The sequence below is a fragment of the Pseudoxanthomonas sp. genome (assembly GCF_027498035.1).
Classification (GTDB): domain Bacteria; phylum Pseudomonadota; class Gammaproteobacteria; order Xanthomonadales; family Xanthomonadaceae; genus Pseudoxanthomonas_A.
In genome coordinates this window covers 142,366-164,673 of sequence record NZ_CP114978.1, presented here as the reverse complement: position 1 = coordinate 164,673, position 22,308 = coordinate 142,366, and the positions used below count along the sequence as shown (strand labels likewise).

General features: G+C 66.1%; 17 protein-coding genes, 2 tRNA genes and 1 pseudogene. 7 read left to right on the top strand and 13 right to left on the bottom strand.

All coding sequences use genetic code 11. The annotated features are described in order from the left end of the window. The first annotated feature begins 3 nt into the window (after positions 1–3). Both O8I58_RS00755 and O8I58_RS00750 read left to right on the top strand, forming a co-directional pair. Positions 4–3,063: a sensor histidine kinase gene (locus tag O8I58_RS00755; RefSeq protein WP_298319848.1), complete on the top strand. Its 3,060-nt coding sequence runs from the start codon at positions 4–6 to the stop codon at positions 3,061–3,063. Beyond that, the gene (locus O8I58_RS00750; protein WP_298319847.1) at positions 3,060–3,707 is read left to right on the top strand and encodes a response regulator transcription factor; all 648 of its coding nucleotides are present in this window, start codon (positions 3,060–3,062) and stop codon (positions 3,705–3,707) included. The genes O8I58_RS00755 and O8I58_RS00750 overlap by 4 nt, the downstream gene beginning before the upstream one ends. A 17-nt stretch (positions 3,708–3,724) precedes the next feature. Here O8I58_RS00750 and O8I58_RS00745 read toward each other — a convergent pair whose 3' ends face one another. Beyond that, on the bottom strand, positions 3,725–4,471 hold the full coding sequence (locus O8I58_RS00745; protein WP_298319846.1) for an SDR family oxidoreductase: 747 nt from the start codon (positions 4,469–4,471) through the stop codon (positions 3,725–3,727). Between the two features lie 26 nt (positions 4,472–4,497). Continuing rightward, positions 4,498–4,959 (bottom strand): (R)-mandelonitrile lyase, encoded by a 462-nt coding sequence (locus tag O8I58_RS00740; RefSeq protein ID WP_298319844.1) that lies wholly within the window; start codon positions 4,957–4,959, stop codon positions 4,498–4,500. A gap of 188 nt (positions 4,960–5,147) precedes the next feature. Between O8I58_RS00740 and O8I58_RS00735 the strand changes: the two genes are divergently transcribed. The 5 genes from O8I58_RS00735 (at position 5,148) to O8I58_RS00710 (ending at position 10,536) form a co-directional block, all read left to right on the top strand. Then, on the top strand, positions 5,148–6,047 hold the full coding sequence (locus O8I58_RS00735) for a LysR family transcriptional regulator (RefSeq protein ID WP_298319842.1): 900 nt from the start codon (positions 5,148–5,150) through the stop codon (positions 6,045–6,047). A 154-nt stretch (positions 6,048–6,201) separates the two neighbouring features. Then, on the top strand, positions 6,202–6,975 hold the full coding sequence (locus O8I58_RS19260; protein ID WP_345781319.1) for a carboxymuconolactone decarboxylase family protein: 774 nt from the start codon (positions 6,202–6,204) through the stop codon (positions 6,973–6,975). Positions 6,976–7,096: 121 nt separating this feature from the next. Then, complete coding sequence (locus O8I58_RS00720) at positions 7,097–8,563, top strand: MFS transporter (protein ID WP_298319840.1); 1,467 nt, start codon at positions 7,097–7,099, stop codon at positions 8,561–8,563. A 121-nt stretch (positions 8,564–8,684) separates the two neighbouring features. Further along, entirely contained in the window at positions 8,685–9,419 is a 735-nt protein-coding gene (locus O8I58_RS00715) for a RibD family protein (RefSeq protein WP_298319839.1), read from the top strand. A 127-nt stretch (positions 9,420–9,546) separates the two neighbouring features. Beyond that, positions 9,547–10,536, top strand: a complete 990-nt coding sequence (locus tag O8I58_RS00710) for an aldo/keto reductase (RefSeq protein ID WP_298319838.1) — start codon at positions 9,547–9,549, stop codon at positions 10,534–10,536. A gap of 165 nt (positions 10,537–10,701) precedes the next feature. Here O8I58_RS00710 and O8I58_RS00705 read toward each other — a convergent pair. From O8I58_RS00705 to nuoF, 11 genes and pseudogenes are all read right to left on the bottom strand, one after another. Beyond that, positions 10,702–10,778: transfer RNA gene (locus O8I58_RS00705), tRNA-Met, on the bottom strand. Between the two features lie 45 nt (positions 10,779–10,823). Then, positions 10,824–10,900, bottom strand: a tRNA-Met gene (locus O8I58_RS00700). Between the two features lie 68 nt (positions 10,901–10,968). After that, entirely contained in the window at positions 10,969–12,423 is a 1,455-nt protein-coding gene (gene nuoN / locus O8I58_RS00695) for an NADH-quinone oxidoreductase subunit NuoN (protein ID WP_298319837.1), read from the bottom strand. A gap of 11 nt (positions 12,424–12,434) precedes the next feature. Continuing rightward, a complete protein-coding gene (locus O8I58_RS00690) occupies positions 12,435–13,955 on the bottom strand; it encodes an NADH-quinone oxidoreductase subunit M (RefSeq protein WP_298319836.1) in 1,521 nt (506 codons plus the stop codon). 19 nt (positions 13,956–13,974) lie between these two features. Then, positions 13,975–16,173 (bottom strand): NADH-quinone oxidoreductase subunit L, encoded by a 2,199-nt coding sequence (nuoL, locus tag O8I58_RS00685; protein WP_298319834.1) that lies wholly within the window; start codon positions 16,171–16,173, stop codon positions 13,975–13,977. Positions 16,174–16,180: 7 nt separating this feature from the next. Continuing rightward, entirely contained in the window at positions 16,181–16,486 is a 306-nt protein-coding gene (gene nuoK / locus O8I58_RS00680) for an NADH-quinone oxidoreductase subunit NuoK (protein WP_298319833.1), read from the bottom strand. Further along, entirely contained in the window at positions 16,483–17,139 is a 657-nt protein-coding gene (locus tag O8I58_RS00675; RefSeq protein ID WP_298319832.1) for an NADH-quinone oxidoreductase subunit J, read from the bottom strand. Before O8I58_RS00675 ends, nuoK begins: the two co-directional genes overlap by 4 nt. Before the next feature lie 7 nt (positions 17,140–17,146). Beyond that, entirely contained in the window at positions 17,147–17,635 is a 489-nt protein-coding gene (gene nuoI / locus O8I58_RS00670; protein ID WP_093136750.1) for an NADH-quinone oxidoreductase subunit NuoI, read from the bottom strand. Between the two features lie 5 nt (positions 17,636–17,640). Further along, positions 17,641–18,732 carry an NADH-quinone oxidoreductase subunit NuoH gene (gene nuoH / locus O8I58_RS00665; protein ID WP_298319829.1) on the bottom strand — a complete coding sequence of 364 codons (1,092 nt, stop codon included), beginning with the start codon at positions 18,730–18,732 and terminating at the stop codon, positions 17,641–17,643. After that, on the bottom strand, positions 18,729–20,975 hold the full coding sequence (gene nuoG / locus O8I58_RS00660) for an NADH-quinone oxidoreductase subunit NuoG (RefSeq protein ID WP_298319827.1): 2,247 nt from the start codon (positions 20,973–20,975) through the stop codon (positions 18,729–18,731). Before nuoG ends, nuoH begins: the two co-directional genes overlap by 4 nt. Next, positions 20,972–22,308: pseudogene (nuoF, locus tag O8I58_RS00655) on the bottom strand (NADH-quinone oxidoreductase subunit NuoF). The gene nuoG and the pseudogene nuoF overlap by 4 nt, the downstream one beginning before the upstream one ends.

Genomic DNA, 22,308 nt, shown 5'->3' with positions numbered 1-22,308 from the left:
CGCATGTCCAGCGGCACCCCACCATTCCCCTCCGCCAGGCCGCGCGCCAACCATCCACTGCTGTGCCTGATCTGGCTGCTGTGGCTGTGGGTGCTGCCTGCGCAGGCAGCACTGCCCGATGGCTTGAACCAATACCAGCAGACGCCCTGGACCACCGCGGCCGGCGCGCCTGCCGACATCTGGGCCATGCGCCAGTCGGCCGACGGTTATCTATGGCTGGCCACCGGGTTTGGCCTGTACCGCTTCGATGGACAACGCTTCGAGCGCCGTGCGCCGCCACGCGGCACCCAGTTCGCGTCCAACAACATGACCGCGCTGCAGGTCGAACCCGACGGCACGCTGTGGATCGGCTACTACAACGCCGGCGTCACCCGCGTGCAGCCCGATGCCCTGGACAACTATGGCCAGGCCCAGGGCGTACCAGGCGGCATGGTGTTCGGCTTCGTCCGCGATGCGGACCAGCGCCTGTGGGTGGCGACCGATCACGGCTTGGCCCATTTCAATGGCCAGCGCTGGATCGCCGCGAGCGCGAACGAGGGCTTCACCGCGGCCGATGCGCAATGGCTGCTGCGCGACCGCCAGGGGCGGATGTGGGTGGCCACTTCGCGCCAGCTGTTCTACCTGCCCGCGCACGGCACGCGTTTCATTGCCACCGACGTGCCCACCCACGACATGCCGGTCATGGCCGAAAGCCCCGATGGCCGCGTGTGGCTGTCCGATCCGGCCCAGGGCACGCGCGCCATCACCGACACCGCCGGGCAGCTGCTGCCGGCAGCAGCGGTCCAGCCGCTGCAGCCCAGGATCAAGGCGCGCCGTTTGATGTTCGCGCGCGATGGCAGCCTGTGGGGTACCGACTACGACGAACGCGGCATCTTCCGCATCGGCGCGCAGGCATTGGCCCGACACAGCGGCATGGCCGAGCGGCTGGGCCGCGCCGATGGCCTGACTGCGGACATGGCCGGCGCGATCCTGCAGGACCGCGAAGGCAGCTTCTGGATCGGCACCAACCTGGGCCTCAACCGACTGCGCCACCGCAACGTCATGACCATCGCCGAACTGCTGCCCGATACATCCGCGCGCGCCTCGGTGATGGCCGATGCGCAAGGCAACACCCTGCTCATCCACAGCGGCCACGCGCTGTCGGGCAACCGCAACGACCTGCAACGCGCCATCGACGGCAGCACGCAACAGCTGCCTACGCCGAAGACCGACGCGTGGTGGGCCGGCGATGGCGGCGTCTGGCGATTCCACGACGGCATGGCCAGGGTGATCGCCCCGCCTGCAGGCAGCGAGATCCGCCAGCAGAGCGCGATGGCGGTCGATGCCAGCGGACAGCTATGGCTGTCGGTGGACCAGCTGGGCGTGTTCGTGACCCGCGACGGCCACTGGACACGCGATCCCCGCCTGCCCCGCCAGGGCGCCACGGTCATTGCGCACGACCGCAGCGGGCGCAGCTGGTTCGGCTATCCCTCCAGCACGCTACGGCTGCTGGATCACGGCACACTGCACACCTATGGGCCAGGCGATGGCCTCAACGTCGGCCACATCACGGCGCTGCTGGTCGACGGCGGGCCGCCACTGATCGCCGGTGAAATGGGCATCGCGATGATGGCGCCCGATGGCCGGTTCCATACCCTGCCACCGGAACGCTCCAGCCTGCTCACCGGCGTGACCGGCATTGCGCAGGACCGCCACGGCGAGCTGTGGTTGAACGGCAACCAGGGCGTGGTCAAGGTCAATCGCAAGGCGCTGACCGAGACGATGTGGCCGGGCACGCCTTCGGTGCCGGTCGAGCTGTTCAACACGCTCGATGGACTGCCCGGCATCGCCGAACAGGCCAGCATGGTGCCGACCGCCCTGGCCGCGTCCGATGGCCTGCTGTGGTTCTCGACCAACCAGGGCCTGGCCTGGATCGACCCGGATGCGATGCGGCGCAACCTGCTGCCGCCGCAGGTGTTCATCCGCACGCTCAGTGGCAACGATGTCGCCGTCGCGCTGTCCGACAATCCAAGGCTGGAGCAAGGCACGCGCCGCGTCCAGATCACCTACACCGCCACCAGCCTGGCCGAACCGGACCGCATGCACTTCCGCTATCGACTCAAAGCCGTGGATGAGAACTGGCGCGATGCCGGCCCACGACGCGAGGCGTTCTACACCAACCTGTCTCCGGGCCAGTACGTGTTTGAAGTCAGCGCCGCCAACAACGACGGCGTGTGGAGCCTGGCGCCGGCCACGCTGACCTTCACCATCGCGCCCGCCTTCCACCAGACGCTGTGGTTCAAGGTGTTGTGCGCGGTGTGCGTGCTGCTGGGGATCTGGATGCTGATGCGCTGGCGCGCGCACCTGCTGTTCCTGCGCCTGAAAGGGCGCCTGCAGGAACGCCACGACGAGCGCGAGCGCATCGCGCGCGAACTCCATGACACCCTGCTGCAGGGCATGCAGGGCCTGATCCTGCGCCTGCACGCGATGACCCTGGGCATGGCCGACGCCAGCCCGGTCCGCACCCAACTCGAGAAAGCGATGGATCTTGCCGAACATGCCTTGACCGAAGCGCGCGACCGCGTCCGCGGCCTGCGCAACACCGCCCACGACACCGACCTGGCCGTGGCCCTGATGCAGGTCCGCGACGAATATCCGCAGTCCGAAGGCGTCGCCCTGCGCGCCCTGGTCGAAGGCCGGGTCACCGCGCTCAAGCCACTGGTCCACGACGAGCTGCTGCAGCTCGGCCGCGAAGCGCTGGCCAACGCATTCCGCCATGCGATGGCGCAGGAAATCGAAATCCAGATCAGCTACGGCCTGCGCGAATTCCGCCTGCATGTGCGCGACGACGGACGCGGCATCTCCGACGCCGTGCTGCAGGGCCAGGGCATCGACGGCCACTGGGGCCTGCCCGGCATGCGCGAACGCGCGCAACGGATCAATGCGGAACTGCAGATCTGGTCGCGCCCCGGCGCCGGCACCGAACTGCAGGTGCGCATGCCGGCACGCGCCGCCTATCGCTATCCGGCCTGGCAGCTCGGCCTGCAGCGTCTGCGCCTGCATTTGGCAGGCACCACCCCATGAGCCAGGACAGCTTGCAGCCGCCGACCCGCATCCTGGTGGTGGACGACCATCCGCTGGTGCGCGACGGCCTGGTCGCCATCATCCAGACCCAGCCCGACATGCAGGTGGTCGGCGAAGTCGACGACGGCGAACAGGCCGTGGCGCGCTATCGCGAACTGCAGCCGGACATCGTGCTGATGGACCTGCAGATGCCGCGCATGGGCGGCATCGAAGCCATCGCCCGCATCTGCAGATTCGACCCGTCCGCACGCATCGTCGTGCTGACCACGTACAAGGGCGACGTACAGGCGGTCAAGGCCCTGGAAGCCGGCGCCTGCGCGTACCTGCTGAAGAGCGTGCTGCGGCGCGAACTGATCGAAACCATCCGCGAGATCCGCTTCGACCGCCTGTGGCGCAAGCGCCTGCCACAGGAAATCGCCGCCGATGTCGCCGCGCATGTGCTCGACGATGCACTCTCCCCGCGCGAAGCCGAAGTGCTGGGGCTGGTGTCCGGCGGCAATTCGAACAAGGCCATCGCCGCGCTGATGGGCATCAGCGAAGACACGGTCAAGGCGCACATGAAAAGCATCCTGCGCAAGCTCAACGCCCGCGACCGCACCCACGCCGTCACCGTCGGCCTGCGCCGCGGCATCATCGAGCTCTAGGCGCGCACCGGACGTCCTCAGTATTCCTGGCGGGTCGGGCGGAACAGGATCTCGTTGATGTCCACGTCTTCGGGCTGCTGCATCGCGAATACCACCGCGCGGGCGAACGCATCGGCGGGGATCGCGACGTCTGCGTAGTACTTGCGCATGTTCTCGCGCACGTCGGCTTCGGTCGCGCTGTCGGGCAGTTCGGTATCGACCGCGCCGGGCGAAATCACCGTGGTACGGATGTTGTAGGGCTTGACCTCCTGGCGCAGGCCTTCGGAGATCACCCGCACCGCATGCTTGGTCGCCGCATACACCGCGCCACCGGCGCGCACCTTGTGCCCGGCCACCGACGACACGTTGATGATCTGGCCAGACTTGCGCTGCTGCATGTGCGGCAACACCGCGGCGATGCCGTACAGCACGCCCTTGATGTTGACGTCGATGGTGCGGTCCCAGTCTTCGATCTTCAGACGCTCCAGCAGCGACTGCGGCATCAGGCCGGCGTTGTTGATGAGCACATCAACCTGGCCGTGGACCTCGATGGCGCGGTCCACCAACCGCTGCACTTGTGCGGCATCGGTGACGTCGGTGGTCACGGCGATGGCCTTGCCGCCAGCGGCGACCAGTTCCGCGGCCAGGGCCTGGATGCGTTCGGCGCGGCGCGCACCCAGCACGACGGCTGCGCCTTGCGTGGCCAGCATCCGCGCGGTGGCTTCACCCAGGCCGCTACTCGCGCCGGTGATGACCACGACCTTGCCTTCGATGGAATTAGACATGACGAGCTCCTGTTGGGTTTCTGCGGTCACTGACCGCGGTACTGGGCGTCGGAGACCTGCTCCAGCCAGGTGACCGGCGAACCATTCTGTGATTCGGCAATGGCGATGTGGCTCATGGCCACCTTCTCCCTGGCACCGTGCCAGTGCTTGACCCCGGCGGGAATCCACACGGTGTCGCCCGCGCGGATCTCCTGGATCGGCTTGCCCCACTCCTGCACGCAGCCCACGCCGCTGGTAACGATCAGGGTCTGGCCGAGCGGATGGGTATGCCAGGCGGTGCGGGCGCCGGGTTCGAAGGTGACGGTGGCGCCGCCCACGCGCGCTTCGCCGGTGCCCTGGAACGGCGCATCCACGCGGACCTTGCCGGTGAAGTAATCGGCCGAGCCGGCCATCGAATCAGCCGATCCGGCACGGGTGACCGTAACGGGCGTGCTGTCGGCCGGTGCAGTGGCGGCCATCATGGTCAGCGACATGGCAAGCAGGTTCATGGGGAGACTCCCGGTGCGATTGGATATGACCAATCTAGGCGCGGGCCGCGGGCACCACTAGCCGGTGCCGGTCGCATGGTCCTAGAAGCGCGGCTCATGAATCGCCCAGCGCCCGCCATTGAAGGCGCTGCAGCGGTCAATCATGATGACGGCGCATGAATGTCATGCAGTGATCTGGTCCGTTCATCATGGCCCGCGAGAATTTCAACGATCTGATGGTGTTCGTGACCGTGGCGCGCGAAGGCAGCTTCACCCGCGCCGCCGCCCAGCTGGGCCTGTCGCAATCGGCGCTGAGCCACACGGTGCGGGCACTGGAGGCGCGGCTGGGCATCCGCCTGCTGACCCGCACCACCCGCAGCGTGTCGATGACCGAGGCCGGCGAGCGATTGTTCGACACGCTCGCGCCGCGTTTCGAGGAAATCGAATCAGAGCTGTCGGCCATCACCGAATACCGCGACCGTCCTGCCGGCACGGTGCGCATCACCACCGCCGGCCACGCCGCCAATCACTACATCTGGCCGAAGCTGTCCAAGGTCCTGCCCGAGTACCCGGACCTGAAGGTCGAACTGACCGTGGATTACGGCCTGGCCGACATCGTGGCCCAGCGCTACGACATCGGCATCCGCCTGGGCGGCGCCATTGCCAAGGACATGATCGCCGTGCCGATCAGCCCGCCACAGCGCATGGCCGTGGTCGCCGTGCCGGATTACTTCACCCAGCACGCGATTCCCCTGCATCCGGGCGACCTGGCCCAGCACAACTGCATCGGCCTGCGCCTGCCCACCCACGGCGGCCTGCTGCAGTGGGATTTCGACAAGGACGGCGAGGAAGTGAAGGTGCGCGTGGACGGGCAATGGACCTTCAACGGCAGCGACGCAATCCTGCGGGCGGCGCTGGCGGGCGGCGGCCTGGCGTTCCTGCCCGACACGATGCTGATCGACCATGTGCGAGAAGGCCGCCTGCAGCGCGTGCTGGAGGACTGGTGCGAGGTGTTCGAAGGCTATTACGCCTACTACCCCAGCCGCCGGCAGTCTTCGAGTGCGCTGAAAGTGGTGATCAACGCGCTGCGCCACGACACGGCACCCTGACCGTTCCGCCACCTCGCATTGATGAGGTGGGCTCATGACACCAATCGTGCCGGCGACCTTACTGTCGCCATGAGCGCTCCGTAGCATGCGGATGTCGCGCGCCGGGCGCTGGGCTCCGCGCGCCGGGCTGTCCCTTCCCTGGAGTGTCTGCACCATGCATCCCTTCTTCGCCACGCTGGCCGCGATGTCGCTGTCCGGCGCCCCCGAATCCACGCCGGCCAGCACCACGCCCTCGCCTCCCATCGAGGTCCAGCAGGTCGCGCCTTCGCTGTACGACTACACCCGCGACGTGCTGTTCGGGCAGAACTGGAAACAGGCCGACCTGTCGCCGCGCGACCGCAGCCTGGTCACGCTGTCCTCGCTGGTGGCCGGCGGCCGCACCGCGCAGCTGACCTCGCATCTCAAGCTCGGCCTGGACAATGGCCTCAAGCCCAGCGAGATCGTCGGCCTGATCACGCACCTGGCGTTCTACTCCGGCTGGCCCAACGCGATGTCGGCGGTGGGCGTGGTTAAGGAGGTCTTTGCCGAACGCGGCATCGACCTGGCCACCTTGAACCCCGGCAACGCCGCGCTATTGCCCATCGATGCCGCCGCCGAAGCCAAGCGCGCCGCGACGGTCGCGGCCAACGTTGCCCCGCTCGCTCCGGAACTCGCGCGCTACACCGACGAGGTGCTGTTCGCCGACCTGTGGCGGCGTCCCGACCTAAGCCCGCGCGACCGCAGCCTGGTCACCGTCGCCGCCTTGATCACCCAGGGCCAGGCCGAACAGCTGCCGTTCCATCTCAACCGCGCGATGGACAACGGCCTGACCCAGGCACAGGTCGGCGAGGTCATCACCCACCTGGCGTTCTACGCCGGCTGGCCCAGGGCGATGTCGGCCGTGCCGGTGGCGCAGTCGGTATTCGCCACGCGCGCCGCGACGCCCTGAGCAAACGCACCATTGATGAGGCCAGCCCATCACGGCATGCGATGGGCACGGTCTAATCAAAGCCAATCCCCGCCTCTAGATTGGAGACATGGGCCAACCGGCCCTTCCTGAGGCAAGCGGAATGAACACTCCATCGCGCCCGGCAACAGCGGGCGCTTCCATCGGCGGCGCGAACCACCCCGCCTGGCTGCCTGGCCAACCCGCCGTGCTGGCGGTCGTGCTGGTCAGCTACCTGATGATCCTGCTCGATGTGTCAGTGGTGATCACCGCACTGCCGAAGATCCAGGCATCGCTGCAGCTGTCCACGGCCAATCTGTCCTGGGTGCAGAACGCGTACACGCTGGCCTTCGGCGGACTGCTGCTGCTCGGCGCACGCGCCGGCGATGTACTGGGCCGGCGCCGCATGCTGGTGATCGGACTGGCGCTCTTCACCGCCGCATCGCTCGTGATCGGGCTGGCGCCATCGGCAACCTGGCTGATCCTGGCGCGCGCGGTGCAAGGCATGGGCGCGGCCGTGCTTGCGCCTTCCACGCTCGCGCTGCTGTCGGTGAGCTTCCCCGAAGGCCCGGGCCGTACCCGCGCCTTGGCCTGGTACGGCGCCACCGCCGGCATCGGTGCCAGCGTCGGGCTGGTGCTGGGTGGCGTGATCGCCGATGCGCTGTCCTGGCGCGTGGGCTTCTTCATCAACCTGCCGATCGGCATTGCCCTGATCCTGGGCGCGCGCCGCTGGCTGACCGAAACCGAACGCCACACCGGCGCACTGGATGTCGCCGGTGGCCTGACCTCGGCGGCCGGCATGATCGCGCTGGTGTACGGGATCGTGCGCTCGGTTTCGAGCAGCTGGAGCGATGGCCTCACCCAGGCCTGCGTCTCCAGTGGCGTCGCGCTGCTGATCGCCTTCGTGGTGATCGAATCACGCGCGCGCCAGCCGATCATGCCGCTGCGCCTGTTCGCCAACGCCGAGCGCAGTGGCGCCTATGCCGCGCGACTGCTGTTCCTTGGCGGCATGGTCGGCTTCTGGTTCTTCGGCACGCAGCTGCTGCAAGGCGTGCTGGGCTATTCGCCGATGCGCGCCGGGCTGGCGTTCCTGCCGATGACGTTGCCGAACTTCGCCACCGCGCTGCTGGTGCCACGCCTGACGGGCCGGTTCGGCAATGCCACCGTCCTGGCCTGCGGGCTGCTGCTGTGCGTCGTGGGCGCTGGCTGGCTGAGTGTGGCGGGCGCCTCCACGCCCTATCTGAGCGGTGTGGCGCTGCCGATGATCTTGATCGGCATCGGCCAGGGCGCGACGCTGAGTCCGCTCACCATTTCCGGCGTGCGTGGCGTGGGCAAGGCCGACGCCGGTGCGGCGTCGGGCGTGGTCAACGTGGCACACCAGCTCGGCGGATCACTTGGACTGGCGGTGCTGGTCGTCGCCTTCCACGCGGCCTCGGGCGCGACAACCGATACCGCCACCCTGGCCCGGCAGATCAATGCAGCGCTGCAGGTCGGCACCGGCCTGTTGGCGCTCGCGCTGCTGTTGGTGGTGACTTGCATCCTTCGCCCCGAAAGACGGGCCCGCGCGGCATTGGCGATACAACCAGGTTGATGGCGTGGCGACCGTGAGCGTCGCCTTGTCCGCACATGCCAGCACGATGCGCTGATCTGCGTGTTGCGGGATCAGCCAGCTCGAACCTCACTTTTCCGCCCCCCACACCCCAGGACATTCCATGCGCCCGAAGATCATCTGCCATATGGTCAGCTCCATCGACGGCCGGCTGCTGGCCGACCGCTGGACACCGCCAGCCTCCGGCGTGGACCCGGACATCGTGCCGCGCCACTACGCACAGGCCGGCGGGCGCCTGGGCGCGGACGGCTTCATGGTCGGCAATCGCACGATGGCCGAATTCCGCGGCATTGCGCTCGGCCAGCCAAAGGTTTCGCCGGCGGCCAATCCATCCTGCATCCCGCATGTCGCCAACCCCGCGCGTCCACCGCTGGCCATCGTGTTCGATCGCCAGGGACGGCTGGACTACAACGTCGACAACGCCGACGGCGACCACATCGTGGCGGTACTCGGCCGCCGCGTCGATGCACGCTATCTCGCACGGCTACGCGCGGTCGGTGTCTCGTACGTGTTCGCGGGCGACGACGGCAACGACCTCGCCGCAGCACTCGAAACCTTGTCCGTGACCTTCGGTGTCGGCACCCTGTTGCTGGAAGGCGGCGGGCGCCTCAATGGCGCATTCCTGCAGGCCGGGCTGATCGATGAAGTGAGCCTGCTGGTCTATCCCGGCATCGATGGGTTGTCCGGCATGCCGGGCATCTTCGATTACCAGGGCGAAGCCTCGACACGCCCGGCCGAAGGCCAGGTGCTGCGGCACCTGCTGACCAGGACCCTGGATGGCGGCATGGTCTGGATCCGTTACGCGGTGGAAGAAGACCTCATTCCCGCGGTGGCGTGAGCGCGGCGGCGGCCCGATGGCCTCCATCCATGAATGCTGTTTCTAACCGCATGTCGCCCCGATGGGCTAATCAGCGCGCGAACCCGGCGTTAGGGTGATAGCCCCGGAAACACAGCGGAGCGTCACCATGAAAATGCGTCAACTCGGCACCAGCGGACTGCAGGTTTCAGCCATCGGCTTCGGCTGCATGGGCCTGAACTTCGGCTACGGCCAAGTGCTGGAGCACCAGCAAGCGATCAAGCTGATCCGCGACGCGGCCGAACGCGGCGTCACCTTCTTCGATACCGCCGAAGTCTATGGCCCGTTCACCAACGAAGAGATCGTCGGCGAAGCACTCAAGCCGATCCGCGACCAGGTGGTGATCGCCACCAAGTTCGGCTTCGATATCGAAGGCGGCAAGATGGTCGGCCCCAACAGCCGCCCCGAACACATCAAGCAGGTGGCCGACGCCTCGCTCAAGCGCCTGGGCATCGACACCATCGACCTGTTCTACCAGCATCGCGTGGACCCGAACGTCCCGATCGAGGACGTCGCCGGCGCGGTCAAGGACCTGATCGCGCAAGGCAAGGTCAGGCACTTCGGCCTGTCCGAACCCGGCGCGCAGACCGTGCGCCGCGCCCACGCCGTGCAGCCGGTCACCGCGCTGCAGAACGAGTACTCGCTGTGGACGCGCGGGCCGGAAAGCAACGGCATCCTGGACGCCTGCGAGGAACTGGGCATCGGCCTGGTCGCCTACAGCCCGCTGGGCAAGGGCTTCCTGACTGGCGCGATGGGCAAGGACACCCAGCTTGGCGAGAACGACTTCCGCAAGCTGCTGCCGCGCTTCACGCCTGAAGCCATGGCCGCCAACCAGGCGCTGATCGAACTGATCAAGGACATCGCCCAGAAGAAGCAGGCCACCCCAGCCCAGATCGCACTGGCCTGGCTGCTGGCGCGCAAGCCGTGGATCGTGCCGATCCCGGGCACCACCAAGCTGCACCGCCTGGAAGAGAACCTGGGTGGTGCCGACGTCGACCTTTCCACCACGGACCTTGCCGACATCGAATCCGCCGCCGCCGCGATCAAGGTCGAAGGCGAGCGCTATCCGCCGCAACTGATGGCCACCGTCGGCCGCTGATCCAGGCCAGACGCTGCCAGAAGCCCATCAAGCACGCTCGCAGGAGCGTGCTTTTTTCTTTGGGCCTGATCCAACACGACAACACGCGCAAACGAAAACGGCGAGCTCGTTGCCGAGTTCGCCGTTTCGTGACTACCGCTGTGTTGTCTCCAACGCAGCTATTCATGGTAGCGGGGGCAGGATTTGAACCTGCGACCTTCGGGTTATGAGCCCGACGAGCTGCCAGACTGCTCCACCCCGCAACAGAATCTTCTGAAGCGACTACGTTGTTTCGAACGTAGATTTGTTGGTAGCGGGGGCAGGATTTGAACCTGCGACCTTCGGGTTATGAGCCCGACGAGCTGCCAGACTGCTCCACCCCGCATCAGGAGCGGAATTATGAAGAATCCCGGGATTTTATGCAACCCCGGAGACTCTTCGAGATGCAATACGTCAGATACCGAACGCCGCCTTGCACCAGGTCATCAGCGGATTCCAGTGCAGGCCCAGGCCCAGCAGCGCGAATGCGTTGATCCCGAACACCAGTGGCACCACCTTGCCCGCGCGCGGCGCCGGCAGCGCGCCGACAGGCTCATCGAAATACATCACCTTGATCACGCGCAGGTAGTAGAACGCGCCGATCACCGCGCAGACCACGCCCACCAGGGCCAGCCACAGCATGTCGCTCTGGACCACCGCACGCAGCACCGCCAGCTTGGCCCAGAAGCCAAGGAACGGCGGCACGCCAGCCAGCGAGGCCATCGCACACAGCACCATGCCAGCCATCCACGGGCTGCGCACGCCCAGGCCCTTGAAGTCGTCGATGGTGTCGGACTCGAAACCATTGCGCGACAGCACCAGGATCGCGCCGAAGCACGCTGCCGACATCAACGCATAGGCAATGCCATAGAACAGCGCCGCCGCATAGCCATCCGGGCCGCCGCCGGCCAGGCCGAGCAGCAGGAAGCCCATGTGCGAGACGGTCGAATACGCCAGCATGCGCTTGAGGTTGGTCTGCGCGATCGCGACGACGTTACCGATGATCAGCGAGAACGCGGCGATGCCCGCCAGCAACAGGTGCCACTGCCCGCCGGCCGAGCCCAGGCCCTGCTCCAGCACGCGATAGGCCATGGCGAACGCGGCCAGCTTCGGGCCGGTGCTGATGAACAGCGTGACCGGCGTCGGCGCACCCTGGTACACGTCGGGCAGCCACATGTGGAACGGCGCGGCGCCCAGCTTGAACGCAATGCCGCAGACCATGAACACCATGCCGGTCAGCAGCATCGGGCGATCAGTGATGCCGGCGATGACCGTGTTGATCTGCGACAGCTCGAGCGAACCGGTCGAACCATAGACCAGCGACATGCCGTACAGCAGCAGGCCCGAGGCGATCGAGCCGAGCACGATGTACTTCATCGCCGCTTCGGACGACAGGCCGTTGTCGCGGTTCATGCCGACCATCGCGTACGAGCACAGCGACAGCAGTTCCAGGCCCAGGTAGACCATGACCAGGCTGCCGGCCGAGGACAGCATCATCATGCCGGCCGTGGCGAACAGCACCAGCACCGGGAACTCGCCCGGATACAGGTTGCGCTCGCGCAGGTACGGCCAGCCATAGACCAGCGCCAGGCCGCTGACCAGCACGATGGCGGCCTTGACCACGTCGGCCAGGTTGTCGCGCACGAACATGCCGTTGAACACCGTGCCCTGCCCGCCCACGTGGGTGACTAGCAGGACGAAGGCCACGGCCAGCACCAGCAGGGTCAGGCCATGGGTGATGGCACGGCGCTTGGCATCCAGGAACACATCCAGGATCAGCAGCGCGAAGGCACCGGCAACCAGCACCAGCTCCGGAATGATCGGCAGCAGGTCGGTGACGGGGGCGGAGGGAAGCATCGAGACGGCCATGACGTAAGTCCTTACAGCTTGCTGGTGGCGAGCTGCATCGCCAGGTTCGCGATTGACGGTTCAAGCAGGTCGGTCAGCAGCTTGGGATACACGCCCAGCGCCAGCGTTCCCGCCGCGAACACGCCAAGCACCAGGGCTTCGCGCCAATTGATGTCTTTCAGTTCGGCGACGTGGCTGTTGGCCACCTCGCCGTACAGCACCCGCTTGACCAGCCACAACGTGTAGCCGGCGCCGATGACCAGGGTCAGGGCGGCCACGAACGCGATGTACGGATGCTTCTGGAAGCTGGCCAGGATGACCATGAACTCACCGACGAAACCGCTGGTGCCCGGCAGGCCCGAGTTGGCCATGCCGAAGAACACGAAGAACACCGCGAACCACGGCATCACGTTCGCCACGCCACCGTAGTCCTTGATCATGCGCGTGTGCATTCGGTCGTAGACCACGCCCACCAGCGAGAACATCGCGCCGGAGATGAAACCGTGCGAGATCATCTGCACCACCGCGCCCTGCAGGCCCAGGCGGGCTGCATCGGCGTTGTCGTAATCGCGCATCAGGCCGGCCGCGATGAACGTGCCCAGGGTGACGAAGCCCATGTGCGAGACCGACGAATAGGCGATCAGCTTCTTCATGTCCTCCTGCACCAATGCCACCAGGCCGACATACACGATGCCGATCAGCGACAGCACGATCACCAGCTGGCCCCACTCGTGCGAGGCATCAGGCGTGATCGGCAGCGAGAAGCGCAGGAAACCGTAGCCACCGATCTTCAGCATGATCGCGGCCAGGATCACCGAACCGGCGGTCGGCGCTTCCACGTGCGCGTCGGGCAGCCAGGTGTGGACCGGGAACATCGGCACCTTGACCGCGAACGCGATCAGGAACGCGAAGAACAACCAGGTCTGTTCCCTTGCCGTCAGCGGCAGGATGTAGAGGTCGGCGAACTGGAAGCTCGCATGACCCAGCTGGCCACCCTTGATGTACAGGTAGATCAACCCGACCAGCATCAGCACCGAGCCGAGGAAGGTGTACAGGAAGAATTTCACCGAGGCGTAGATGCGACGCGGGCCGCCCCAGATGCCGATGATCAGGAACATCGGGATCAGCATCGCTTCGAAAAACACGTAGAACAGCATCGCATCGGTCGCGCTGAACACGCCGATCATCATGCCTTCCAGCATCAGGAAAGCCGCGACGTACTGGTTGACGCGCTTGTCGATCGCCGACCAGGCGCCGATCAGGGCCAGCACCGTGGTCAGCGTGGTCAGCACGATCAGCGCGACCGAGATGCCGTCGGCGCCCAGCGCGTACCAGATGTCGAACGCCGGCACCCAGGCGTGCTTCTCGACGAACTGGATGTCGCCGTTGCCCCACTGCAGGTGGGTCAGCAGCGGCAGGCTGGCCAGGAAGGTCAGCAGCGCCACGGCCAGGGCCAGCCAGCGCGCGGCTTGCGCACGCGCAGTCCCCAACGCCAGTGCCAGGGCACCACCGAGGATCGGCAGCCAGATCAGAATGCTTAGCAGGTTCGACACGTGTTCGTATCCGTACAGATCAGCGCCAGTACGTCATGACTGCGGCCAGCAGTGCAATCAGGCCGAGGATCATGGCGAAGGCGTAGTGGTAAAGGAGACCGGATTGGGTGCGGCGCAACAGCTGCGAGGCCAGGCCGACCACGCGGGCACTGCCGTTGACGAAGACACCATCGATGATGCGGGTGTCGATCCAGCGCGAGATCTTGCCCAGTTCGACGCCGCCACCGGCGAGGCCGTCGATCCACAGGATGTCGAAGCCGTACTTGGCATCCAGCACGCGCACCAGCAGCGAGAAACGCTGGCGCAGCTTGGCCGGCCATTCCGGCGACAGCACCAGGTACAGCACCGCCGCCAGGGCGAAGCCGAGCAAGGTCAGGAAGAACGGTGCCGCCAGCATGCCGTGCAGCGCGAACGCCACCGGCCCGTGGAATTCTTCGGCCAGCGCCCCGACGGTGTCGCGCGCCGGATCGGCGAAATCGATCACGCCGGTGAAGAAGCTCACCGCCTGCCCCGGGATGCTGGCTTCGGCGTGATGGCCGGACCAGCTGGTGCCGAACATCATCGGGCCGATGGTGAAGAAACCGATCAGGATCGACGGGATCGACAGCAGGATCAGCGGCAGCGTCACCACCCACGGCGATTCGTGCGGCACGTGCGGGCCATGGCCGTGACCATGGTCGTCGTGGCCGTGGCTGTCATGCGTGTGGCTGTCGTGGCCATGCGCATCGGCATGGGCGACGGCGTGTGCATCGTGGCCATGGCCGTGATCGTCATGCGCGACGTCGCGGAAGCGTTCCTTGCCGTGGAAGGTCAGGAACAGCAGGCGGAAGCTGTAGAAGCTGGTGATCAGCACACCACCCAGCACCGCCCAGTAGCCATACGTGGCGACCCAGCTATGCGAGACAAGGGCATGATGCTGCGCGGCCTCGATGATCGTGTCCTTCGAGTAGAAACCCGAGAAGAACGGCGTGCCGACCAGCGCCAGGGTGCCGATGACCATCGTGATGTAGGTGATGGGCATGTACTTGCGCAGCCCGCCCATCTTGCGCATGTCCTGCTCGTGGTGCATGCCGATGATCACCGAGCCGGCACCCAGGAACAGCAGCGCCTTGAAGAACGCGTGGGTCATCAGGTGGAACACGCCTGCGCTATAGGCGGACACACCCAGCGCCACGGTCATGTAGCCCAGCTGCGACAGCGTGGAGTACGCGACCACGCGCTTGATGTCGTTCTGGATGATGCCGATCAGGCCGGTGAAGAAGGCCGTGGTCGCGCCGATGAACAGCACGAAGTCCAGCGCGGCCTGCGACAGCTCGAACAGCGGCGACATGCGCGCCACCATGAAGATGCCCGCAGTAACCATCGTCGCGGCGTGGATCAGTGCCGAGATCGGGGTCGGGCCTTCCATCGAGTCCGGCAGCCATACGTGCAGCGGCACCTGCGCCGACTTGCCCATCGCACCGATGAACAGGCAGATGCAGATCACCGTCGGCAAGGACCACCCGCCGATCAGGTAAAACGCGCTGACCGTGGCCTCGGTCGCGGGCCAAAGCTGGCTCAGCTTGGCGCCGATCGCCAGCGGCGCATTGGCGAACACCTCGCCATAGTCCAGGGTGCGGAAGGTCATCAGCACCGCCGCGATGCCCAGCAGGAAGCCGAAGTCACCGACGCGGTTGACCAGGAACGCCTTCATGTTGGCGAACACCGCGGTCGGGCGCTTGAACCAGAAACCGATCAGCAGGTAGGACACCAGGCCCACTGCTTCCCAGCCGAAGAACAGCTGCAGGAAGTTGTTGCTCATCACCAGCATCAGCATGCTGAAGGTGAACAGCGAGATGTAGCTGAAGAAGCGCTGGTAGCCATCGTCGTCGGCCATGTAGCCGATCGTGTAGACGTGGACCAGCAGCGACACGAAGGTCACCACCACCATCATCATCGCGGTCAGGCGGTCGACCATGAAGCCGACGTGGCCATGGAAGTTGCCGATGTCGAACAGCGTGTACAGGTTCTGGTTGAACGGCGCGGCGCCGTTGAACGTCAGCTGGTACAGCACCCAGCACGACAGCGCGCAGCTGACCGCCACGCCCAGGATGGTGATGGTGTGCGCACCGACGCGGCCGATCTGGCGACCGAAGAAGCCGGCCACGATGCTGCCCAGCAGCGGCGCCAGCACCACGGCGACCAGCATGGACTTGGAAAGGAGGATTTCGCCCATCATCAGTACATCAGCCCTTGAGGGAGTCGACTTCGGCGACGTTGATCGTGCGTCGGCTGCGGAACAGCGCGACCAGGATCGCCAGGCCGATCGCGGCCTCGGCCGCAGCCACGGTGAGGATGAAGAACACGAAGAGCTGCCCGGCGGGGTCGCCCAACTGGCGCGAGAACGCCACGAAGTTGATGTTGACCGAAAGCAGCATCAGCTCGATCGACATCAGCAGGATGATCACGTTCTTGCGGTTGAGGAAGATGCCGGCCAGCGAGATGCAGAACAGCACCGCGCCCAGCGCCAGCAGGTGTCCGAGGGTGATCATGGCTTGGCCTCCTGCGAGTCGTCGGCCGGGGCTTCAGGCGCCGGCACCACCGGGCGCACGGCGTCCATGCGCACCATGCGGAAGCGGTCGGCGGCCTTGACCCGGGTCTGTTCGGACGGGTTCTGCGTCTTGACGTTTTCACGCTTGCGCAGGGTCAGCATGACCGCGGCGACGACCGCCACGGTCAGGATCACCGCGGCGAACTCGAACGGCAGCAGGAACTCGGTGAACAGCGTGCGCGCCAGCCAGGTGATGTTGGAGGAATCAGCGGCGGCCGATGCGGCGTTCTCGGGCAGCACGGCAACGCTCTTGGCCTTGACCCCGATCAGCATCAGCATCTGGACCAGCATGACCACCGCCACCAGGATGCCGACCGGCAGGAATTTCACCCAGCCCTCGCGCAGGTTGTCCACGTCGATGTCCAGCATCATGATCACGAACAGGAACAGGACCATCACCGCGCCGACGTAGACCAGGATCAGGGCGACACCCAGGAACTCGGCGCCCACCAGCAGCCACACGCAGGCGACGCTGAAGAAGGTCAGGATGAGGAACAGGACGGCGTGCACGGGGTTGCGCACGCTGATCACCGCACCGGCCGACAAGGCGGCCATCGCGGCGAAGATGTAGAAGCTGATCAGTACCCAGTCCATCTCGTCCTCAGCGGAATGCGGCGTCGGCGGCACGGCGCTCGGCGATTTCCGACTCGAGTCGGTCGCCAATGGCCAGCAGCTGCGGCTTGGTGACGATGTTCTCGCCACGGTTTTCGAAGTGGTACTCCAGTACGTGGGTTTCCACGATGGAGTCGACCGGGCAGCTTTCCTCGCAGAAGCCGCAGTAGATGCACTTGAACAGGTCGATGTCGTAACGCGTGGTGCGGCGGGTGCCGTCCTCGCGCTTGGTCGAATCGATGGTGATCGCCAGCGCCGGGCAGACCGCTTCGCACAGCTTGCAGGCGATGCAGCGCTCTTCCCCGTTCGGATAGCGGCGAAGCGCGTGCAGGCCGCGGAAACGCGGCGACTGCGGGAACTTCTCCATCGGGTACATCATCGTGTACTTGGGCTTGAACGTGTACTTGAACGTCAGCCACAGGCCCTGCAGCAGCTCAAGCAGCAGCAGGCTCTTGAAGTAATGCGTGATCTTGTTCATGTGGATCAGGCGCCTCGTTGGATGACGCCGTAGAAGACCATCAGCGCGGTGACTGCGATCCAGACGATGGTCAGGGGAATGAAGATCTTCCAGCCCAGCCGCATGATCTGGTCATAGCGGTAGCGCGGGAAGCTGGCACGGAACCAGATGTAGGCGCTGGCGAAGAAGAACACCTTGGCGAACAGCCACGGCCAGCCGCCGTCCCAGATCCAGTTGACCCACGGCGACACGTCCGCCGTGACCCAGCCCTGGATCGGGCTCAGCCAACCGCCCAGGAAGAAGATCGAGACCAGGAAGCTGACCAGGATCATGTTGGCGTATTCGGCCAGGAAGAACAGCGCGAACGCACCACCGGAGTATTCGACCATGTGGCCGGCGACGATTTCCGACTCGCCTTCCACCACGTCGAACGGCGCGCGGTTGGTCTCGGCCACGCCGGACACCCAGTACACGATGAACAGCGGGAACAGCGGGATGAAATACCACTCGAAGAAGCCCGAGTTGCCGCGCTGTGCCTCCACGATCGCCGACAGGTTCAGGCTGCCAGTCGCGATCATCACACCGACCAGGGCGAAGCCCATCGCGATTTCGTAGCTGACCACCTGCGCCGCCGAACGCAGCGCGCCCAGGAACGCGTACTTCGAGTTCGAAGCCCAGCCGGCCAGGATGATGCCGTACACGCCCAGCGAGGTCATCGCCAGCAGGTACAGCAGGCCGGCATTGGCGTTGGACAGCACCAGCTGCGCATCGAAAGGCACCACCGCCCAGGCCGCGAACGCCGGGGCCAGGCCGATCAGCGGTGCGATCACGAAGATCGACTTCTGCGCGTTGGCCGGCTGCAGGATTTCCTTGAACAGCAGTTTGAAGACGTCGGCGAAGGCCTGGAAGATGCCCATGCCGACATACATCGGCCCGTGGCGCACGTGCATCCAGCCGATCAGCTTGCGCTCCCACACCACGTAGAAGGAGACCGAAATGATCACCGGCACGGCGATCACCAGGATCTTCAGCACGATCCACACGATCAGGCCGATGGCGCCCAGGCTGAGCAGCCAGTCGCGCAGCGGGCTGACGCCATTGATCAACAACTCATTCATGCAGCCACCACCTTCACACGGCCGGTGCCGATGGGCGCGGTCGCGCCATGGCCCGACTCGATCCACACCGAACCCGGCGCGACACGGTCATTGATCACCACCGGCAAGGTGGCGGTTCCATCGGCAGCCTGGACCTTGGCGACCTGCCCGTCCGCCAGCCCCAGGCCCTGCGCATCCTGCGGATGCAGGCTGACGGCCGGTGCGGTGTTGAGCGGATGCGACTGCAGTGCAGCGGCACGACGGACCACACCATCGGTGCGGTAGATCGCAGCGGTGGACACCACTTCAAAGCCCTCGCCTGCCAGTGCCGGCGCAGCCGAAGCCTTCGCCGTCACCGTGGCCAGCCCGGCCAGGCTGGCGCGTGCGCCGGCCAGATCGGTGAACTCGAAGCCCGGCAGTTCCAGCGCGCCGCCCAGGGCACGCAGCACCTTCCAGCCTTCGCGTGCTTCGCCCGGCAGCTTGGCACCGGCCTGGGCACGCTGGTCGCGGCCATCCAGGTTGGTCAGCGTCGCGTCGATTTCCGGCAGCGCGCCGATCGGCAGGATCACATCGGCCATGCGGCGCGTGGACGCACAGGCGAAGTGGCTGAAGGCCACGACCTTGGCGGCGGTCAACGCTTTCTGCGTGGCGAAACCATGGGCGAAATCCAGGCCCGGCTCGATGCCGTAGATCACGTAGGCGCCGCGCGGCTTGCTCACCATGTCCACGGCATCGCTGCCGGTCGGCAGCACGCCGGCGCGGGCCAGGCCCACGGCGTTGGCGCCCTGCGGAATGCGGCACAGCGAGGCACCGGTCGCGGCGGCGAACTCCACGGCAGCAGCGCGCAACGCAGCAGCCTGCGGATGGTTCTCGGCAATCGCACCAACGATGACCACGGCCGAACTGGCGCCCTTCACTGCGTCGCGCAGGTCCGCGTTGCCCAATGCGTCAGCCAGCTGCGACGGCGGCACGATGTGCTTGCCGGTCGTGGCGAAGGTGAAATCGAAATCCACCGGGTTGACCACATGCACCTTGGCGCCGTTGCGGTTGGCCTTGCGGATGCGCTGGTGCAGCAGCGGCAGCTCGTGGCGCACGTTGCTGCCGAACACCACGATCGCGCCGGCCTTCTCGATGTCAGCCAGCGGCAGCGCGAACGGCTGCGCCACGGCGGCATCGGACAGGTCGTTGGACAGGATGCGGTGGTCGATGTTGCCGGTGCCCAGGCCCGAAGCGAGCTTGGCCAGCAGGCCGCCCTCCTCGTTCGAGGTCGCCGGGTGGACCAGCACGCCCAGGTCATCGCCGGCGTGCGCCTTGAGGATCTCGGCGGCCGCGGCCAGGCCTTCGGCCCAGCTCACTTCCTTCCACTCGCCGTTGACCTTCTGCAGCGGTTTGACCGCGCGATCTTCGGCGTACAGGCCCTGGTGCGAATAACGATCGCGATCAGACAGCCAGCACTCGTTGACCGCTTCGTTGTCGCGCGGCACGGTACGCAGCACTTCGCCGCGACGCACGTGCACGAACAGGTTCGAGCCCATCGCATCGTGGTAACCCAGCGACTCGCGTGCCTGCAGCTCCCACGGACGGGCGCGGAACTGGAACACCTTGTTGGTCAGCGCGCCGACCGGGCACACGTCGACGACATTGCCCGACAGTTCGGTGGTCAGCGGCTTGCCGTCATAGGTGCCGATCTGCAGGTTCTCGCCGCGGTACATGCCACCGAGCTCGTAGGTGCCGGCCACTTCAGCGGTGAAGCGCACGCAACGCGTGCACTGGATGCAGCGGGTCATCTCGGTGGCGACCAGCGGGCCGATGTCCTCGTCGGGCACCACGCGCTTGCGCTCGTTGAAACGGCTGACCGAACGGCCATAGCCCAGCGACACGTCCTGCAGTTCGCACTCGCCGCCCTGATCGCAGATCGGGCAGTCCAGCGGATGGTTGATCAGCAGAAATTCCATGACGCTGCGCTGGAACTTGAGCGCTTTTTCGTTGCGCGTGAACACCTTCAGGCCATCGCCCACCGGCGTGGCGCAGGCCGGCGACGGCTTGGGCGCACCGCGGCCGCCAATTTCCGTATCGACCAGGCACATGCGGCAGTTGGCCGCGATGGACAGCTTGTCGTGGTAGCAGAAACGCGGGATCGGGATGCCAGCCTTGTCGGCGGCCTGGATGATCATCGAGCCCTTCGGCGCGTACAGGACGCGGCCGTCGATCTCGATGGTCACATGATCCGGCGGGACGTTTGGATCGACCGGTTGGGCACTCATGCCGCAGCCTCCAGCGGGCCGTCGACGATCGATCGACCGTTGACGATGTAGTACTCGAACTCGTCCCAGAACTGGCGCAGGAAACCCTGGATGGGCCATGCCGCCGCTTCACCGAACGCGCAGATGGTGTGGCCTTCGATCTGGCCGGCCACGGCCTTCAACTGGTGCAGGTCTTCCATCGTGGCCTTGTGCCGGCGACGATGCGCTCCAGCACCCGGTGCATCCAGCCGGTGCCTTCGCGGCACGGCGTGCACTGGCCGCAGGATTCCTTGTGGAAGAACTGGCTGATGCGGCAGGCAAAACGCACGCAGCAGACGCTGTCGTCCAGCACCACGATGGCGCCCGACCCCAGGCCGGTGCCCAGGGCACGCAGGGTGTCGTAGTCCATCTGCAGGCCGGCCATCTGTTCGGCCTTGAGCACCGGCATGGACACGCCGCCCGGCACCACGGCCTTGAGCTTGCGGCCCGGCTTCAAGCCACCGGCCATTTCCAGCAGTTCGTCGAAGGTGGTCCCCAGCGGCACTTCGAAATTACCGCCCTTGGCCACGCAGCCGGAGACCGAGAAGATCTTCGGGCCGCCGTTCTTGGTCTTGCTCAGGCCCATGAACCATTCCGGGCCGTTGCGGATGATCGCCGGCACCGAGGCATAGGTCTCGGTGTTGTTGATCGTGGTCGGCTTGCCGTACAGGCCGAAGTTCGCCGGGAACGGCGGCTTGTAGCGCGGCTGGCCCTTCTTGCCTTCCAGCGATTCCATCAGCGCGGTTTCTTCGCCGCAGATGTAGGCGCCGGCGCCCAGCGCACCGTAGATGTCGATGTTCACGCCGCTGCCCAGGATGTCCTTGCCCAGCCAACCGTTGGCGTAGGCATCGGCCAGGGCCTGTTCGAAGTGTTCGAACGGCTCGTGGTGGAACTCGCCGCGCAGGTAGTTGTAGCCCACGGTCGAACCGGTGGCGTAGCAGGCGATCGCCATGCCCTCCACCACCGAATGCGGGTTGTAACGCAGGATGTCGCGGTCCTTGCAGGTGCCCGGCTCGGATTCGTCCGAGTTGCAGAGGATGTACTTCTGCATGTCGCCCTTGGGCATGAAGGACCACTTCAGGCCGGTCGGGAAGCCCGCGCCGCCGCGGCCACGCAGGTTGGATGCCTTGACCATCTCGATGACGTCGGCCGGCGAGATCTTCTCTTCCAGGATCTTGCGCAGGGCCGCGTAGCCGCCGGTCTTGAGATAGCTCTCATAGGACCACGGGGTGTCGTAATGCAGCGTGGTGTAGACCACCTGATGCGGCAGCGGTGCCGGGCCGACCGGGCCTTTGGATGCGTGCGAATGTGCCAT

Bases quoted from the DNA above. Each gene is read 5' to 3' on its own strand.
- O8I58_RS00755 (WP_298319848.1), top strand. From the start codon at position 4: ATGTCCAGCGGCACCCCACCATTCCCCTCCGCCAGGCCGCGCGCCAAC.
- O8I58_RS00750 (WP_298319847.1), top strand. From the start codon at position 3,060: ATGAGCCAGGACAGCTTGCAGCCGCCGACCCGCATCCTGGTGGTGGAC.
- O8I58_RS00745 (WP_298319846.1), bottom strand. From the start codon at position 4,471: ATGTCTAATTCCATCGAAGGCAAGGTCGTGGTCATCACCGGCGCGAGT.
- O8I58_RS00740 (WP_298319844.1), bottom strand. From the start codon at position 4,959: ATGAACCTGCTTGCCATGTCGCTGACCATGATGGCCGCCACTGCACCG.
- O8I58_RS00735 (WP_298319842.1), top strand. From the start codon at position 5,148: ATGGCCCGCGAGAATTTCAACGATCTGATGGTGTTCGTGACCGTGGCG.
- O8I58_RS19260 (WP_345781319.1), top strand. From the start codon at position 6,202: ATGCATCCCTTCTTCGCCACGCTGGCCGCGATGTCGCTGTCCGGCGCC.
- O8I58_RS00720 (WP_298319840.1), top strand. From the start codon at position 7,097: ATGAACACTCCATCGCGCCCGGCAACAGCGGGCGCTTCCATCGGCGGC.
- O8I58_RS00715 (WP_298319839.1), top strand. From the start codon at position 8,685: ATGCGCCCGAAGATCATCTGCCATATGGTCAGCTCCATCGACGGCCGG.
- O8I58_RS00710 (WP_298319838.1), top strand. From the start codon at position 9,547: ATGAAAATGCGTCAACTCGGCACCAGCGGACTGCAGGTTTCAGCCATC.
- nuoN (WP_298319837.1), bottom strand. From the start codon at position 12,423: ATGGCCGTCTCGATGCTTCCCTCCGCCCCCGTCACCGACCTGCTGCCG.
- nuoL (WP_298319834.1), bottom strand. From the start codon at position 16,173: ATGATGGGCGAAATCCTCCTTTCCAAGTCCATGCTGGTCGCCGTGGTG.
- nuoK (WP_298319833.1), bottom strand. From the start codon at position 16,486: ATGATCACCCTCGGACACCTGCTGGCGCTGGGCGCGGTGCTGTTCTGC.
- O8I58_RS00675 (WP_298319832.1), bottom strand. From the start codon at position 17,139: ATGGACTGGGTACTGATCAGCTTCTACATCTTCGCCGCGATGGCCGCC.
- nuoI (WP_093136750.1), bottom strand. From the start codon at position 17,635: ATGAACAAGATCACGCATTACTTCAAGAGCCTGCTGCTGCTTGAGCTG.
- nuoH (WP_298319829.1), bottom strand. From the start codon at position 18,732: ATGAATGAGTTGTTGATCAATGGCGTCAGCCCGCTGCGCGACTGGCTG.
- nuoG (WP_298319827.1), bottom strand. From the start codon at position 20,975: ATGAGTGCCCAACCGGTCGATCCAAACGTCCCGCCGGATCATGTGACC.